The sequence below is a fragment of the Massilia genomosp. 1 genome (assembly GCF_011682185.1).
Taxonomy (GTDB): Bacteria; Pseudomonadota; Gammaproteobacteria; order Burkholderiales; family Burkholderiaceae_D; genus Telluria_A; species Telluria_A rubra.
This window is the reverse complement of sequence record NZ_WHJF01000002.1, coordinates 97,221-111,826: the sequence shown is the minus strand read 5'-3', so window position 1 is coordinate 111,826 and position 14,606 is coordinate 97,221. Positions and strand designations below refer to the sequence as shown.

At 62.8% G+C, this 14,606-nt stretch carries 15 protein-coding genes and 2 pseudogenes; 3 read left to right on the top strand and 14 right to left on the bottom strand.

The genetic code is table 11. From position 1 onward, the window contains the following. Nucleotides 1–164: 164 nt before the first annotated feature. The gene (locus tag F1735_RS01215) at nt 165–734 is read right to left on the bottom strand and encodes a DUF4291 domain-containing protein (RefSeq protein WP_167235214.1); all 570 of its coding nucleotides are present in this window, start codon (nt 732–734) and stop codon (nt 165–167) included. A 144-nt stretch (nt 735–878) separates the two neighbouring features. On the opposite strand from F1735_RS01215, the gene yidD reads away from it, so the two are divergent. Beyond that, nucleotides 879–1,340 carry a membrane protein insertion efficiency factor YidD gene (yidD, locus tag F1735_RS01210; RefSeq protein ID WP_222852924.1) on the top strand — a complete coding sequence of 154 codons (462 nt, stop codon included), beginning with the start codon at nt 879–881 and terminating at the stop codon, nt 1,338–1,340. A gap of 1 nt (nt 1,341) precedes the next feature. Here the strand turns inward: yidD and ruvB are convergent, their stop codons facing one another. The 10 genes from ruvB to tyrS all read right to left on the bottom strand — a co-directional run bounded on the left by ruvB (nt 1,342) and on the right by tyrS (nt 10,242). Next, entirely contained in the window at nt 1,342–2,406 is a 1,065-nt protein-coding gene (gene ruvB, locus F1735_RS01205) for a Holliday junction branch migration DNA helicase RuvB (RefSeq protein WP_166870337.1), read from the bottom strand. 189 nt (nt 2,407–2,595) lie between these two features. Continuing rightward, nucleotides 2,596–3,174 carry a Holliday junction branch migration protein RuvA gene (ruvA, locus tag F1735_RS01200; RefSeq protein ID WP_166898459.1) on the bottom strand — a complete coding sequence of 193 codons (579 nt, stop codon included), beginning with the start codon at nt 3,172–3,174 and terminating at the stop codon, nt 2,596–2,598. Between the two features lie 20 nt (nt 3,175–3,194). Beyond that, nucleotides 3,195–3,731 carry a crossover junction endodeoxyribonuclease RuvC gene (gene ruvC / locus F1735_RS01195; protein ID WP_167235212.1) on the bottom strand — a complete coding sequence of 179 codons (537 nt, stop codon included), beginning with the start codon at nt 3,729–3,731 and terminating at the stop codon, nt 3,195–3,197. Between the two features lie 60 nt (nt 3,732–3,791). After that, nucleotides 3,792–5,363, bottom strand: a complete 1,572-nt coding sequence (purH, locus tag F1735_RS01190) for a bifunctional phosphoribosylaminoimidazolecarboxamide formyltransferase/IMP cyclohydrolase (protein ID WP_167235211.1) — start codon at nt 5,361–5,363, stop codon at nt 3,792–3,794. A 107-nt stretch (nt 5,364–5,470) separates the two neighbouring features. After that, the gene (locus F1735_RS01185) at nt 5,471–5,704 is read right to left on the bottom strand and encodes a helix-turn-helix domain-containing protein (RefSeq protein ID WP_054266301.1); all 234 of its coding nucleotides are present in this window, start codon (nt 5,702–5,704) and stop codon (nt 5,471–5,473) included. Between the two features lie 94 nt (nt 5,705–5,798). Next, complete coding sequence (gene dusB / locus F1735_RS01180) at nt 5,799–6,824, bottom strand: tRNA dihydrouridine synthase DusB (RefSeq protein ID WP_167235210.1); 1,026 nt, start codon at nt 6,822–6,824, stop codon at nt 5,799–5,801. A gap of 287 nt (nt 6,825–7,111) precedes the next feature. Beyond that, nucleotides 7,112–7,774 carry a histidine phosphatase family protein gene (locus tag F1735_RS01175; RefSeq protein WP_167235209.1) on the bottom strand — a complete coding sequence of 221 codons (663 nt, stop codon included), beginning with the start codon at nt 7,772–7,774 and terminating at the stop codon, nt 7,112–7,114. A gap of 45 nt (nt 7,775–7,819) precedes the next feature. Further along, nucleotides 7,820–8,485: a YbhB/YbcL family Raf kinase inhibitor-like protein gene (locus F1735_RS01170; protein ID WP_167235208.1), complete on the bottom strand. Its 666-nt coding sequence runs from the start codon at nt 8,483–8,485 to the stop codon at nt 7,820–7,822. 48 nt (nt 8,486–8,533) lie between these two features. Further along, the gene (gene dtd, locus F1735_RS01165) at nt 8,534–8,980 is read right to left on the bottom strand and encodes a D-aminoacyl-tRNA deacylase (RefSeq protein WP_167235207.1); all 447 of its coding nucleotides are present in this window, start codon (nt 8,978–8,980) and stop codon (nt 8,534–8,536) included. Continuing rightward, on the bottom strand, nt 8,977–10,242 hold the full coding sequence (gene tyrS, locus F1735_RS01160; RefSeq protein ID WP_167235206.1) for a tyrosine--tRNA ligase: 1,266 nt from the start codon (nt 10,240–10,242) through the stop codon (nt 8,977–8,979). Before tyrS ends, dtd begins: the two co-directional genes overlap by 4 nt. A 172-nt stretch (nt 10,243–10,414) precedes the next feature. Here tyrS and F1735_RS01155 point away from each other — a divergent pair, with 172 nt between their 5' ends. Next, nucleotides 10,415–11,779: a M23 family metallopeptidase gene (locus F1735_RS01155; protein WP_167235205.1), complete on the top strand. Its 1,365-nt coding sequence runs from the start codon at nt 10,415–10,417 to the stop codon at nt 11,777–11,779. Nucleotides 11,780–11,866: 87 nt separating this feature from the next. After that, on the top strand, nt 11,867–12,979 hold the full coding sequence (locus tag F1735_RS01150) for an anhydro-N-acetylmuramic acid kinase (protein WP_167235204.1): 1,113 nt from the start codon (nt 11,867–11,869) through the stop codon (nt 12,977–12,979). Between the two features lie 51 nt (nt 12,980–13,030). On the opposite strand, the gene erpA is transcribed toward F1735_RS01150, so the two are convergent. The 3 genes and pseudogenes from erpA to F1735_RS38175 form a co-directional block, all read right to left on the bottom strand. Then, nucleotides 13,031–13,393: an iron-sulfur cluster insertion protein ErpA gene (gene erpA, locus F1735_RS01145; protein ID WP_054266294.1), complete on the bottom strand. Its 363-nt coding sequence runs from the start codon at nt 13,391–13,393 to the stop codon at nt 13,031–13,033. 155 nt (nt 13,394–13,548) lie between these two features. Next, nucleotides 13,549–13,659: pseudogene (locus tag F1735_RS38180) on the bottom strand (FxDxF family PEP-CTERM protein); the annotation flags it as partial. A 114-nt stretch (nt 13,660–13,773) separates the two neighbouring features. Continuing rightward, nucleotides 13,774–14,484: pseudogene (locus F1735_RS38175) on the bottom strand (DUF3466 family protein); the annotation flags it as partial. Nucleotides 14,485–14,606 lie beyond the last annotated feature (122 nt).

Sequence of the window (14,606 nt, the reverse complement as noted above, 5' to 3'; positions counted from 1 at the left end):
CAATAAGCGCGCAGCGCCCGGCTCCCTTACTGCGACGGCTGCAAAGCAATCATCATCGCCATGCCCGCCAGCGCCGTCATAAAAAATAGTACAGCTAACTTCAAGATGTCCAAGCAATTTTCCTTCCCTGTTTGCGCCAGCCCGGCGCAGGGCCCCCACCCGGCCTATCGATACACCCGCTCCACCGGCAGCCTGGCGCGCGCCTCATCCAGCCGCCCCGCCTGCACCAGCGCATGGATCTCGTGCGCCAGCGGTGTCACGTCGGTGATGGCGCGGATCCACTGCGTGACGTACAAGCTCACCGCCTCCTTGCCCAGCCCGATCTGGATCGAGCGGTACCCCAGCCTGTGCAGGTGCAGGTCGCGCTCCGGGTCCCACTGAATGCGCACCGGATACCGATCCTTGTTGACCCCGGCATCCCCTTCCGCATGGCTCAGGCAACCGTGCTCCAGCGCCCATGCGAACCCGTCCCGGCTGATATCGATCGCCAGGATGCGCCGCTGCCCGTCATCCTTGAAACCCCAACCGGCGCGATACATCATCCACAAAAACGACGGCTTGATCCAGGTCATGCGCTCCATCTTGAATGGCGGCGAAACGAAGGTTCCCCTGGCCAGCGCGGCCTCGGCAACCTCGTCCGAATAGGCCTGGTAGACGCGGATGGTGGCGTCGTCATACACGGCGCGGATCTGGCGCTGGGGCACCTCCGGCGTCTCCTCAATGGCTGCTTGCATGCGATGACTCTCCTGTTTTACGGTAGATAAACATCGTAAATACCTGCTTGTTCTGGAAGAGTCGGAAGGACATACTCCCAAAAAACATTGTTTCCTGAAATCAAAACAGGCGCCGCGTCCAGCGTTGGCGACATGCCCACCATGATGAAAACACTCGCACTCTCGGCGATCGGTTTCTACCAGCGCCATCTGTCACCCTACAAGGGTTTTTGCTGCGCCTACTGCGCCTACACGCGCAACGCCAGTTGCTCGGCCTTCGGCGCGCGCGCCATCCGCCGCTATGGCGTGTGGGATGGCATGGCGGTGCTGCGTGGACGGCTGCGCAAATGCGGCCTTGCCTACCGCCGCTATCGCCCGCCTCCAGCGCCGCCAATGCGCCCGCTGCTGGTGCGGCCAGGCCAGGCCGGCGATTGCGTGCCTTGCGACTGCTCGGTCGACCTGCCCTCCCCCGGCGACGCCTGCAACGCCTGCGACACGGTATCCGATTGCGTCGACGCCAAAGACTGCTGGGACTGGTGGAAGGATCGCCGCAAACAGCGGGAGGAAGAAGAACTGATCTACATTCCACCCCAGTCCGACCGGCGCGGCCGGCGCGACCGGCGCTGATTTACGGCGCCAGGTTGTCCCACAAGTCGCCCGTCGGGCTGGTGCGCGGGGCGGCCAGGCCGAAGTGCTGGTAGGCCAGCGGCGTGGCGATGCGTCCGCGCGGGGTGCGCTGCAAATAGCCCTGCTGGATCAGGTACGGTTCCAGCACGTCTTCGATGGTATCGCTCTCCTCGCCGATGGCCGCCGCCAGGTTGCCGATGCCGACCGGCCCGCCGCCGAACTTGAACAGCACCGCTTCGAGCAGTTTGCGGTCCATCACGTCAAAACCGACCGAATCGACATCGAGCATGACCAGCGCGGCGTCGGCCATCGGCTTGGTGATTTCGCCGGTGCCCTTGACTTCGGCGTAATCGCGCACCCGCCGCAGCAGGCGGTTGGCGATACGCGGCGTGCCGCGCGCGCGCAAGGCGATTTCGCGCGCGCCTTCTTCGACGATCGGCGCGTTGAGCAAGGACGCGCTGCGCGTGACGATGCGGGTCAGTTCCGCCGTGTTATAGAATTCGAGCCGCGCCACGATGCCGAAGCGGTCGCGCAGGGGATTGGTCAGCATGCCGGCGCGCGTGGTCGCGCCCACCAGCGTAAACGGCTGCAAGTCAAGCTTGACCGAGCGCGCCGCCGGCCCTTCGCCGATCATGATGTCGATCTGGTAGTCTTCCAGCGCCGGATACAAAATCTCTTCGACCACCGGCGAGAGGCGGTGAATCTCGTCGATGAACAGCACGTCGTTCGCTTCGAGATTGGTCAGGATCGCGGCCAGGTCGCCCGGGCGCTCGAGCACCGGGCCGGAGGTCTGGCGCAGGTTCACGCCCATCTCGCGCGCGATGATGTGCGCCAGGGTGGTCTTGCCCAGCCCAGGTGGCCCGAACAGCAAGGTGTGATCGAGCGCTTCGCGCCGCTTGCGCGCCGCCGAAATGAAAATCTCGAGCTGGCCGCGGATTTTCTCCTGGCCGACGTATTCGTCGAGCTGCTTGGGCCGCAGCGCGCGTTCGATCGCCTCTTCATTGGGCGACGCCGGCGTGGGCGCGATGATGCGCTGCTCGCTGAAGTCGTCGGTCTGGATACTCATGAATGCACCTTCGGGTAAATGTGATTGCAGCTAAAGCTCAGCCTGTTGAATGGCGTCGAACTACCTTCCGTCATTCCCGCGAAGGCGGAAATCCAAGGCACCGTCGCTCAGCAAAGATGCCTTGGATTCCCGCCTTCGCGGGAATGACGAGGCTGAATTTCGGGGCAAATATGGCTTAACTTAACAGCATTAACCTTTGGACAGCGCCTTAAGCGCGAACTTGATGCCGTCCGAGACGGTGCTGCCGGCCGGCATATTGCGCAGCGCGGCAGTGGCTTCCTTGTCAGAATACCCCAAGGCCAGCAGCGCATTCAAAATGTCAGATTTCGCATCGTGCTGCACCACGCCGCCGACCGAGCCGAGATCGGCGCCGAGCTTGCCCTTCAGTTCCAGCAGCAAACGTTCCGCCGTCTTCTTGCCGATGCCGGGCACCTTCACCAGGCGCCCCGCTTCCTGCAAGGTTACGGCCTGCGCCAGGTCGTTCACCGTCATGCCCGACAGGATCGACAGCGCCGTGCGCGCACCCACGCCGGTGATCTTGATCAACTGGCGGAACACGGCGCGCTCGGCCGCATTGCCGAAGCCAAACAGCAAATGCGCATCTTCGCGGATCGCCTGGTGCGTAAACAGGGTCACTTGCGCGCCGAGGGCGGGCAAGTCGTAGTAGGTACTCATCGGGACATCGACTTCATAGCCGACGCCGTTGCAATCGATCAGCAACTGCGGCGGATTTTTTTCGAGCAAAACTCCGGAAATACGTCCGATCATGGGAACACCTTCAAGCGAGGTTAAACGAGACGGCCGCGCTTCATGCGCAGGCCGGAAAGCGAAGGCGCCAGCGCGCCGATCAGCGCCAGCGCATCGATACTGTTGGCATGGCAGATGGCCACCCCGAGCGCGTCGGCGGCGTCGCTGCCGGGCAGGCCGGGCAGCACCAGCAGGCGCGCCACCATTTGCTGCACCTGCTCCTTGGCCGCCTTGCCGTGCCCGGTGACCGCTTGCTTGACCTGCAGCGCGGTGTACTCGGCCACCGACAGGTCGGCGCCAACCAGCGCCGTAATGGCGGCGCCGCGCGCTTGCCCGAGCAGCAAGGTCGATTGGGGATTGACGTTGACGAAGACTTTTTCCACCGCCGCGCAGTGCGGCTGGTAGGTGCGCACGAGCTCGGCGATCCCGTTCAGGATCACCTTGAGGCGGCCGGGAAGCTCGCCTTCCGATACCGTCTTGATGGTGCCGGAGGCGATGTAGCGCAGCTTGTTGCCCTGCTTTTCGATAAGCCCGAAGCCTGTGGTGCGCAAGCCCGGGTCAATGCCAAGAATAATCATGGACGAATGGTATACCGCCGGAGAAACTTCGGTATACCAAACTTGCGCACCGCGTCGATATTAATGACGGAAATGGCGCGCGCCGGTGTACAGCATCACCACGCCGCGCTCGTCGGCGGCGTCGATCACTTCCTGGTCGCGCATCGAGCCGCCCGGATGGATCACGCAGGTCGCACCGGCGTCCACCACCACATCGAGGCCGTCGCGGAACGGGAAGAAGGCATCCGACGCCACCGCCGAACCGGCCAGGGTCAGGCCGGCGTTCTGGGCCTTGATCGAGGCGATGCGGGCCGAGTCGATGCGGCTCATCTGGCCGGCGCCCACGCCCAGGGTCATGCCCTTGGCGCAGAACACGATGGCGTTCGATTTGACGAACTTGGCTACGCGCCAGGCGAACATCATGTCCTGCAATTGCTGCTGGGTCGGCTGCTTCTTGGTGACCACGCGCAGTTCTTCCAGGCCGACATTTTTCGCGTCCGGCGACTGCACCAGCAGGCCGCCGCCGACGCGCTTGACGTCGAACGGGCTATTGGACGAACCGAGCGCAATTTCCAGCAAGCGCACGTTCTGCTTGGCCGCCATGATGGCGCGCGCTTCGGCGCTGAACGATGGCGCGATCAGCACTTCGACGAACAGCTTGGCGATCGCTTCGGCAGTCTTGCCGTCGAGTTCAACGTTCAGGGCGATGATGCCCCCAAAAGCGGAGGTCGGGTCGGTCTGCAAGGCGCGGCTGTAAGCGTCCAGCGCATCGGTGCCGATTGCCACGCCGCACGGATTGGCGTGCTTGACGATCACGCAGCCGGCCGGCTGGCCCAGGCCACCAAGCGACTTGACGCATTCCCACGCCGCATCGGCGTCGGCAATATTGTTGTACGACAGTTCCTTGCCCTGCAATTGCTTGTAGGCGGACAAGGAACCGGCGGCCGGCGCCAGGTCGCGGTAGAACGCGGCCGACTGGTGCGGGTTTTCGCCGTAGCGCATGTCCTGCACTTTTTCAAACGTCATGTTCAGGGTTTGCGGGTAAGCCGCGCGGGTGGCGTGTACCTTGTCTTCGCCCAGGCTGGTCAGGTAGTTCGTGATCGCGCCGTCGTATTGCGCGGTGTGAGCGAACACTTTTTTGGCCAGGCGGAACTTGGTGTCGTAAGGCACTTCGCCGGCCGTCACTTCCGCCAGCACCTGGGCGTAGTCGGCCGGATCGCAGATGACGATCACATCCTTGTGGTTCTTGGCGGCCGAGCGCAGCATGGTCGGGCCGCCGATATCGATGTTTTCGATCGCGTCTTCCAGCGAGCAATCATCCTTGGCCACGGTGGCCTGGAACGGATACAGGTTGACCACCACCATGTCGATGGTCGGAATGTCGTGCTCGCTCAGCTTGGCGACGTGCTCGGGAAAATCACGGCGCGCCAGGATGCCGCCGTGAACTTTCGGGTGCAGGGTCTTGACCCGGCCATCGAGCATTTCGGGAAAGCCCGTGTAGTCGGCCACTTCCGTGACAGGCACGCCTTTATCGGCCAGCAACTTGGCGGTGCCGCCGGTGGACAGGATGCCGACGCCGAGCGCGGACAACGCGCGTGCAAAGTCGAGCACGCCGGTCTTGTCGGAAACGGAAATGAGGGCTTGTTTGATCATGGTGAGTGGCCTGGTTGTGGAGTATTCGGTGTTTGCACTGGCGCACCCCTCGGGCGCGATGGGCTCGCGCTCGATAGCACGGCCACTCAGTGTGTGCTAATGACTCATTACAGCAATCCGTGTTCCTGCAATTTCTTCCGCAAGGTATTGCGGTTGATGCCCAGCATCTGGGCCGCGTGCGACTGGTTGCCTTCCGCCCGCGTCATGACGACTTCGAGGATCGGCTTTTCGACGGTGAGGACCACCATGTCGTAAATGTTCGATGCCTGCTGCTCGCCCAGGTCGTTGAAATACTCTTCAAGACTTTTCTGGACAACTTCCTGGATACTTTCTTTGCTCATATGATGTTGGTGCTTTTCTGCGGATTAAATGTTTCGCCGCGGCTCTGCAGGCAGCGGTCGTTCCGGTATGTCGTCTTGCTGGCTGTGTGCCGGGTCAGGCTGCCAATGCTACTTGAGCAAGGCCCGCGGGCCGGTATTGTAACCGTTCGCCATGAATGTGTTGGGTTTCAAAAAACGCATCGACGGCGCGCAGCTGCGCTTCGGTCGATTCGAGCAGGTTCATTTGCTGGCGGAATTCTTCCCCGCCGATCAGGTCGCGTACATACCAGCCGATATGCTTGCGCGCCGTGCGCACGCCCAAAAACTCGCCGTAGAACGCGTAATGCGCCTGCAAATGTTCGTGCATCAGCGCGCGCACTTCTTCCACGGCCGGCGCCGGCAGGTGCAGGCCGGTGCGCAGGTAATGATCGATTTCGCGGCAGATCCACGGCCGGCCCTGGGCCGCGCGCCCGATCATCACCGCGTCCGCCCCGGTCACCGCAAGTACATATTTGGCTTTTTCGGGGGTGGTGATGTCGCCGTTGGCCACCACCGGAATGGATACCTGCGCCTTGACGGCGGCGATGGTCTCGTATTCGGCGTCGCCGCTGTAGCCGTCGGCGCGGGTACGGCCGTGCAGGGTCAGCATGCGAATGCCGGCCTGTTCGGCGATGCGGGCGATGCGCAGGGCGTTCTTGTTCTCGCGGTTCCAGCCGGTGCGAAATTTCAGGGTGACCGGCACGTCGACCGCGCGCACCACGGCATGCAGAATCTGTTCGACCAGGTCTTCGTGCTGCAGCAAGGCCGAACCGCACCAGCTGTTGCACACTTTCTTGACCGGGCAACCCATGTTGATGTCGATGATCTGGGCGCCGCGGTCGACATTGAATTTGGCGCAGTCGGCCAGGTCTTGCGGGTCGGCGCCGGCGATCTGGACCGCTTTCGGCGCCATTTCGCCTTCATGGTCGGTGCGGCGCGAACTTTTTTCGGTGGCCCACAGGCGCGGATTCGAGGCAGCCATTTCGGACACCGCATAGCCAGCGCCCAACTGCTTGCACAGTTGTCGGAAAGGACGATCCGTCACGCCCGCCATGGGAGCAACGAAAACATTATTGCGCAGCAAGTAAGGACCAATTTGCACGGGCGGGACGCTCTGAGTTTGCGGGAACCCTCTATTTTACCCGAAGTGCTGCTCAATTAATAAGCACTATTTTTCATTTGACAGCACTGCACGGCCACAAAAACCGGATCGGAAAGGCTTGACACGGCTAAGAGCCTATGTCGGTAGGCCGGGGGAAGCAGGGGGCGATGCATGGCAGGGGCGGGCAAGGCGCGAGGAGGCCGCATGGCTAGCCATGCAACGACGAACAACGCAGCCCCCGTCTGCCAGGCGCGCCAACTGCGACTCCGGCCTACCGAGATAGGCTCTTAATTAAGCTCGTCGAGCACCTTCGGCTGCAAGTGTCCGACCTCGCCCCAGCTGACGAGGCTCAACTTGCCGTCACGTACCCGGAAGCGGTTGATGCTGGCGTTAAGAACCGGAAAGTCGCGTGGCGTTTCCAGCGACAGGCCCAGCGCAGCGCGGTAGGCGCATTCGAGCACGCCGCCGTGGGCCACCAGGGCCAGGGTCTGGCCGGGGTGGGCGTCGCCCCACTGGATGACGGCGGTCACGGCGCGCTGGTAAAACTGGCGGAACGTTTCGGCCACGCGCGCGCCGGACGGCATCGGCGCATCGATCTCGCGCGCCTGCCAGGCGGCGAACTCGACCGGAAAGCGCTGTTCGATCTCGGCGTACAGCAAGCCTTCGAAGCCGCCGAAGCAGCGTTCGCGCAGCTGTGGATCACGCCGGACTGTTGCGTGAACCAGCGGCATGGCGCGCGTGCGGGCCACGGCGTCGGCGGTCAGGGCGGCGCGCTGCAGGTCGCTTGAGACGACCAGGTCGATCCGCTCGCTTGCCAGGGCCTCGGCCGTGGCGGCGGCCTGGCGCAGGCCCTCGTCGTTGAGGGCGATGTCGATATGGCCCTGGAGGCGGCGTTCGGCGTTCCAGGCGGTTTCGCCGTGGCGGATGAGAATGATAGTGGTCGGGGACATGGGTAAGCCGGACACGCCGTGCCCGGACTGGAAAAGTTGCGTTCTTTAAGGGACCAGGGTGGCCGCGAGTTCGGGGTTGAGCGAATACACGCCGACCATCTGCGCCTCGTCGAGGATATGCCCGCGAATGGCCAGGCGCGCCTCGGGGCCGGTAAAGCGCCCTTCGAGCGCCAGGCGCGGAATATCGAGCGCGTAAATGCAGAACAGATAGGTATGCACGCGCATATCGTTCCATGGCGGACAAGGTCCATCGTAACCGTAAAACTCGCCCGCCATGCCCGGATCGCCCACAAACCACGTGGTGTAATCGTTTACCGCCTGGCGCAACTGATGCTCGGTGCCGTTTTTGATGGTAAACGGCAGCAGCGGCCCCGGTTTTCCGTGCGGCGTGACCCCTTCCGAGAACTTGCCTTCGGCAACTGAGCGCATGGCGACGGGAATATCGACCAGGGTCCAGTGATAGAAATCGGCGCGCGGCAACTCTTCCGCCACCACCACGCCGTCTTGATTGACATTGTCGCCGACCGTGGGCGCGTCGATATCGTAGCAAAACAGGATCAGCGACTGGGTGCCGGTGGGCACGTCGTCCCAGGCCAGGTGCGGGTTGCGGTTGACGGACAAGCGGGTGTGCGCGTCCGGGTCGATCGTGGCAAAGGCGCACGCTGCTGGAATCAGGCCGCCATCGGTAAAGGAATCACTCCAGAGTCTCATCGCAACCTCCTGCACTGATGATATTGACCACAAACGGCCCGCTTGGTTTCATTTTGGGTGTACTTGCAGCCAGAAAGTGACCGGTCCATCATTCGTCAGCGACACTTTCATGTCGGCCCCGAACTGGCCGGTTTCGACCACAGGGTGGCGGGCGCGGGCCTGGCGCACCACATGCTCGAACAGGCGCAAGCCATCCTGCGGGCTGGCGGCCGGGGTGAAGGACGGCCGCGTGCCCGACTTGGTGTCGGCCGCCAGGGTGAACTGGGGGACGATCAACAGGCCACCGTTGATGTCGGTCACGCTGCGGTTCATCTTGCCGGCCTCGTCGCCGAACACGCGATAGCCCAGCAATTTGCTCAGCAGGGCGTCGGCTTCCTTCTCGCTGTCGCCCTTTTCGGCGCACAGCAAGACGAGCAAGCCAGCCTCGATGGCGCCGATGGTGGCGCCGTCGACCACCACCTTGGCGTGGCTGACCCGTTGCAGCAGCGCGATCATGCGGTGAAGGTCACGCGCAGGAACTTGCGGCGGCCAACCTGCAGCACGAAACTGCCGGCTTCGATTTTCAAGGCCTTGTCGCTGACGACGGCGCTGTCGATGCGCACCCCGCCCTGCTCGACCATGCGCATGGCCTCGGAGGTCGACGCGCACAGCCCGGTTTTCTTGAGCAGGTGGGCAATCCCCATTGGCGCGCCATCGACCGTCATTTCAGGCGCATCGTCGGGAATCCCGCCAGCCGAACGGTTGACGAAGTCCGCCAGCGCATCCTCGGCCGCCTGTGCCGAATGGAAACGCGTCACGATTTCTTGCCCCAGAGCCACTTTAGCATCGCGCGGATTGCGCCCGCCGTCGATTTCCGCCTTGAGGGCGGCGATATCGGCGATCGAACGGAACGACAACAACTCGAAGTAACGCCACATCATCACGTCCGAAATGCTCATCAGCTTGGCGAACATGGTATTGGCCGGCTCGGTAATGCCGATATAGTTGTTCTTCGACTTGGACATCTTGTCGACGCCATCGAGTCCTTCAAGCAGCGGCATGGTCAGGATGCACTGCTGTTCCTGGCCGTAATCCTTCTGCAGCTCGCGGCCGACCAGCAAGTTGAATTTCTGGTCGGTGCCGCCGAGCTCCAGATCGGCCTTCAAGGCGACCGAATCGTAACCCTGCATCAAAGGATAAAGGAACTCATGGATCGATATTGGTGTCCCACTCTTGAAGCGTTTGGTGAAGTCGTCGCGCTCCATCATGCGGGCAACGGTGTAACGCGAGGACAACTGGATCATGCCGCGCGCGCCGAGCGGGTCGCACCACTCGGAGTTATAGCGAATTTCCGTGCGCGACGGATCGAGCACCAGCGAGGCCTGCTTGAAGTAGGTCATCGCGTTTTCTTCGATCTGTTCTTTTGTCAGCGGCGGGCGCGTGACGTTGCGGCCCGACGGATCGCCGATCATCGAGGTGAAGTCGCCGATCAAGAAGATGACCTGGTGGCCGAGGTCTTGCAACTGGCGCATCTTGTTCAGGACCACGGTGTGGCCCAGGTGGAGGTCGGGCGCGGTCGGGTCGAGGCCGAGCTTGATGCGCAGCGGCGTGCCGGTTTTCTCGGAACGGGCCAGCTTTTGCGCGAACTCGCTCTCGATCAGCAGCTCGTCGACGCCGCGCTTGGTGATGGCCAGCGCTTCCAGCACGGTGTCCGTCAGCGGCAGTACAGGTGACCCTTGCGCAGGGGCGGCAGGCTTGGAGGTGGCAGGTGTTGTCATAGGTGCTTTGTAATAAATCTGTAGCAAAGTGTCGAAATTGTTGGGAAGATTCAAAAGTTTGATATACTGCTCGATCCGATTAATCTTGCCCAATGAAAACTAAACAAAACAATAACAAGAAATAGTTCAGTGCTCAACGCGAATGTTCAAGCGGCAAATTTTAACTGATTGCATGAACCCTACAAACAAATTCACAGGCAAACGCTTGACCGGCCTGCTAGGAACAACGCGAAAGTCGCGCATCATTGGCGCTGGCGCAGTCTTTCTTGCAGTGTGCGCATTTGGTGCCGCGGGCGTAGCGCCCCTGGCCCCTGATGCGTCCGACCTGCCGGTCAAATCGATCGCAGAAAATCTGGAACTGCCGAACCTGGCCGACCAGATCGCTGCGCTGCAGAAGGACGACCAGCAATTCATCCACGAAGAGAAGGTGCGTCCGGGCGATACGCTCGCCGCCCTGCTCACCCGCCTCGGCGTGGACGATGCCGCCGCCGTCAACTTCATCAAGTCCGATAAAGTCGCCAAAGCCGTGATGCAACTCAAGACCGGCAAGCGGGTCCAGGCGCAAACGGATGAAAACGGCGAACTGCAATGGCTGCGCGCCAGCGTCGTCGACGGCCGCGACAACCCGGTCAAACAGATTTCGATCACCCGCACCGGCGACAAGTTCAGCGCCGAGGAAGCCCCGGCCAAGCTCGAACGCCGGGTTGAAATGCGCGCCCGCGAAATCAACAACTCGCTCTACTCGGCGACCGACGCCACCACCGACGGCGGCAAACTGCCCGACGTGATCGTCGCCCAGATCATCGAAATGTTCTCCACCAGTATCGACTTCCGTTCCGACCTGAAACGCGGCGACCGCTTTAACGTGGTCTACGAAACCTTCTGGCAAGACGGCGAAATGGTGCGCGCCGGCCGCATCCTGGCGGGCGAATTCGTCAACCGCGGCGTGACTTACCAGTCCGTCTGGTACGAAGACCCGATCAGCAAGCAGGGCGGCTACTACACCTTCGACGGCAAAGCCCTCAAAAAAGCCTTCCTCAAGTCCCCACTCGAATTTTCCCGTATTTCCTCCGGTTTTTCGATGCGCACGCATCCGATTTCCGGCGCCTGGAAAGCCCACAAGGGCGTCGATTTCGCGGCTGCCAACGGCACCCCGATCCGCGCGTCCGGCGACGGCGTGATCGACTTCGCCGGCGTGCAGGGCGGCTACGGCAACCTGGTCAGCATCAAGCACTGGGCCAACTACACCACCGCCTACGCCCACATGAGCCGGTTCGCACCAGGCCTGCGCAAGGGTAGCAAGGTCAGCCAGGGTGATGTGATCGGTTATGTCGGCTCGACCGGCTGGTCGACCGGCGCCCACCTGCACTACGAATTCCGCGTCAACAACGAAGCCGTCGATCCGATGTCGATCAAGGTCCTGGCGCAAGCGCCAATGACGCCGGCCGAACGCGCACGCTTCCAGATCGCTGCGGGCGACATGTCGCACCGCTTCGCCCTGCTGCGTCCGACGACCGCGTCGAACATGGCGCGCTGAAGCGTTAGCACGTACCATACGAGGGCAGGCGCCGGATCATCGGCTCCTGCCCTTTTTTTCGCCTGCGTTTTTTGGATTGGAACACACATGAGCACAGATGCGGCCCTGCATTCGACCCTCTACATCGGCATGATGTCCGGCACCAGCATGGATGGCGTCGATGGCGTGCTGGTCGATTTTGGCGGCGGCGCCATGCGCACCCTGGAAGCGGCCTTCGTGCCATTTCCAGACGCCCTGCGCGCCGACCTGATGGCCCTGCAAAGCAGCGGCGACAATGAAATCGCGCGCGAAGCGCTGGCCGCCGCCCACCTGGCCGGCTGCTACGCCGAATGCGTGGCGGCCCTGTTACCAAGCGCCCCCGGCCCGGTGCGGGCGCTGGCCGCGCACGGGCAAACGGTGCGCCACCGTCCCGAGCTCGGCTACACGCGCCAGATCAACCACCCCGCCCTCTTGGCCGAACTGACCGGGATCGACGTCATCGCCGACTTCCGCACGCGCGACGTGGCCGCTGGTGGCCAAGGCGCGCCGCTGGTGCCGGCCTTTCACCAGGCCTGCTTCGGCCAGGCCGGCCAGACGCGCGTGGTGGTCAATATCGGCGGCATCGCCAATATCAGCGTGCTGCATGCCGACGGCACGGTCAGCGGCTTCGATACCGGTCCCGGCAATGTGTTGATGGATCACTGGATCGGCCTGCAGCAGGGCAAGGCCTACGACGCCGACGGCGCCTGGGCGGCCAGCGGGCAAGTCGATCCGACCTTGCTCGGCATCTTGCTCGACGAACCGTACTTCCGCCTGGCGGCCCCGAAAAGCACCGGGCGCGACCTGTTCCACGCCGACTGGCTGGCGCGCGGCCTGGCGCAGGCGCCGTCGATGCCGCTTGAAGACGTGCAGGCGACCCTGACGGCGCTGACGGCGACCACGATCGCGCGCGCCATCCACCAGCAGGCCAGCGAGGTCGAGGCGGTGTATGTGTGCGGCGGGGGGGCGTACAACGGCGCGCTGCTGCGCGAACTGGCGCGAGCGCTGGGCGGCAAGACCAAAGTGGAAACAAGCGACGCCCTGGGCGTGGCCCCGAATCACGTCGAAGCGCTGGCGTTCGCGTGGCTGGGCTACCGTTTCACAAGGCGCGAAACGGGTAATCTGCCCCAGGTGACGGGAGCGAAGGGACCCAGGATCCTGGGCGCCCTGTATCCTGCGTAAGCCGGCAGGCGGCCGTGACGGCTGCCTGCGCTGACGCGCTTTACCCGGCGTTTATACCGAGAACGACGAACCGCAACCGCAGGTCGAGGTGGCGGTAGGATTCTTGATGACGAACTGGGCGCCTTCGAGGTCATCCTTGTAGTCGATTTCGGCGCCGACCAGGTACTGGTAGCTCATCGAATCGATCAGCAGTTGCACGCCGTTCTTGACCATGGTGGTGTCATCTTCGTTGACGATTTCGTCGAAGGTGAAGCCGTACTGGAAACCCGAGCAGCCGCCGCCCTGTACGAAGACGCGCAATTTGAGGTCGGGATTGCCCTCTTCCTCGATCAGCTGTGCAACCTTTTGCGCGGCGCTATCGGTAAACACGATCGGGGCCGGCATCACTTCTGGCATTTCAGCAACTGCATTCATTTGGAACTCCTACGGGGGAACGGATATGAGTCATTATAGACTGTTGGGACAAGTCACGCTCATCGACCACTGCCGGCGACCGTGAAATGCAACACCCCGGCGCGGGCCGGGGCGGTGCTGCCAGTGTACCTACAATGCGGCCATTCGGCCCGATGTCAAGCTGCAGCCTTGCGCCGGGCGCGACGGCGTGCGCAAACCCCGAGCAAACCGAGGCCGGCCAGCATCATGGCGTAGGTTTCCGGCTCCGGCACCGGACTGAGCACCACCGTGCCGCACACGCCGAGCTTGCACGCATCGGCCAGGATCAGGCCCTTGTCGTTGATGCTGTAGGTGGCCTTGATGATCCAGTTGGCGCTCGGATCGACGGCTGTGTCGAGCTGCAGCAACTGGCCGTTCTGATAAATGAAGCCGCGGGTCTGGCCGTTGGCGTCGGCGCCGTAGCCGACGATCTGGCCCAGCTCATTGATATCGACCGCGTTCGAACTGCCTTGCGCGCCCCAGCCCAGGTCGGTCATCGCGCCATTCGCATACACAAAGGCCGATTTCACGTAGCCGTATTCGTCACGTGCGGACTGGCCGATGACCAGGCCGGCATCATTGATATCGTTGGCCAGGCTGCTGCTGCCGCCGAACGTGCCCAGGTCGCTCATACGGCCGTTCTGATAAATGAAGGCGCGACTGTCGTGGCCGGCGTTTTGAGCGGTGCCCACGATGGTGCCGCCGTTATTGATGGCGGCGGCGCTGCTTTCGGTGCCGCCCAGGGTGCCCAGGTCGCGCATCTTGCCGTTGGCATAAATAAATGCGTGGCTCGCGAAGCGGGGATAGCCCGGCTCGCCGCCGGGAATGCGGATATTCGTGCGCGATTCGCCCACGACCGTGCCGGCGTCGTTGACGCCGTTGGCGAAGGTCGTCAGGCTGGTGTAATCGCTGCCGAGCGCGCCGAGCCGGGTGCTCGTGCCGTTGAAGGTCAGATAGCCATCGGCGTTCGGGTAATCGCGTGCCGTGGTCCAGTATTCATAGCTGGCGATATGGCCGGCCTTGCTGATGGCCAGCACGGCGCCGCTGGGCGCCGGACTATCGCTCACATGCATCACGTTGACCTTGCCATTCGAATACGACGCCGAAAAGCCCATGGACTCCCCGTACAGGGCGCCGCCATTGTCGATCAGGCGCCAGCGATCCCAGTTACCGGTGTTGAGCATGGTGACGGAAT

Excerpts from the sequence above, each read along its gene's own strand:
- F1735_RS01170 (WP_167235208.1), bottom strand. The coding sequence starts at position 8,485 with ATGAGACTCTGGAGTGATTCCTTTACCGATGGCGGCCTGATTCCAGCA.
- F1735_RS01150 (WP_167235204.1), top strand. The coding sequence starts at position 11,867 with ATGAGCACAGATGCGGCCCTGCATTCGACCCTCTACATCGGCATGATG.
- ruvC (WP_167235212.1), bottom strand. The coding sequence starts at position 3,731 with ATGATTATTCTTGGCATTGACCCGGGCTTGCGCACCACAGGCTTCGGG.
- F1735_RS01215 (WP_167235214.1), bottom strand. The coding sequence starts at position 734 with ATGCAAGCAGCCATTGAGGAGACGCCGGAGGTGCCCCAGCGCCAGATC.
- purH (WP_167235211.1), bottom strand. The coding sequence starts at position 5,363 with ATGATCAAACAAGCCCTCATTTCCGTTTCCGACAAGACCGGCGTGCTC.
- F1735_RS01185 (WP_054266301.1), bottom strand. The coding sequence starts at position 5,704 with ATGAGCAAAGAAAGTATCCAGGAAGTTGTCCAGAAAAGTCTTGAAGAG.
- ruvA (WP_166898459.1), bottom strand. The coding sequence starts at position 3,174 with ATGATCGGACGTATTTCCGGAGTTTTGCTCGAAAAAAATCCGCCGCAG.
- F1735_RS01155 (WP_167235205.1), top strand. The coding sequence starts at position 10,415 with ATGAACCCTACAAACAAATTCACAGGCAAACGCTTGACCGGCCTGCTA.
- erpA (WP_054266294.1), bottom strand. The coding sequence starts at position 13,393 with ATGAATGCAGTTGCTGAAATGCCAGAAGTGATGCCGGCCCCGATCGTG.
- ruvB (WP_166870337.1), bottom strand. The coding sequence starts at position 2,406 with ATGAGTATCCAGACCGACGACTTCAGCGAGCAGCGCATCATCGCGCCC.
- tyrS (WP_167235206.1), bottom strand. The coding sequence starts at position 10,242 with ATGACAACACCTGCCACCTCCAAGCCTGCCGCCCCTGCGCAAGGGTCA.
- F1735_RS01175 (WP_167235209.1), bottom strand. The coding sequence starts at position 7,774 with ATGTCCCCGACCACTATCATTCTCATCCGCCACGGCGAAACCGCCTGG.
- dtd (WP_167235207.1), bottom strand. The coding sequence starts at position 8,980 with ATGATCGCGCTGCTGCAACGGGTCAGCCACGCCAAGGTGGTGGTCGAC.
- yidD (WP_222852924.1), top strand. The coding sequence starts at position 879 with ATGAAAACACTCGCACTCTCGGCGATCGGTTTCTACCAGCGCCATCTG.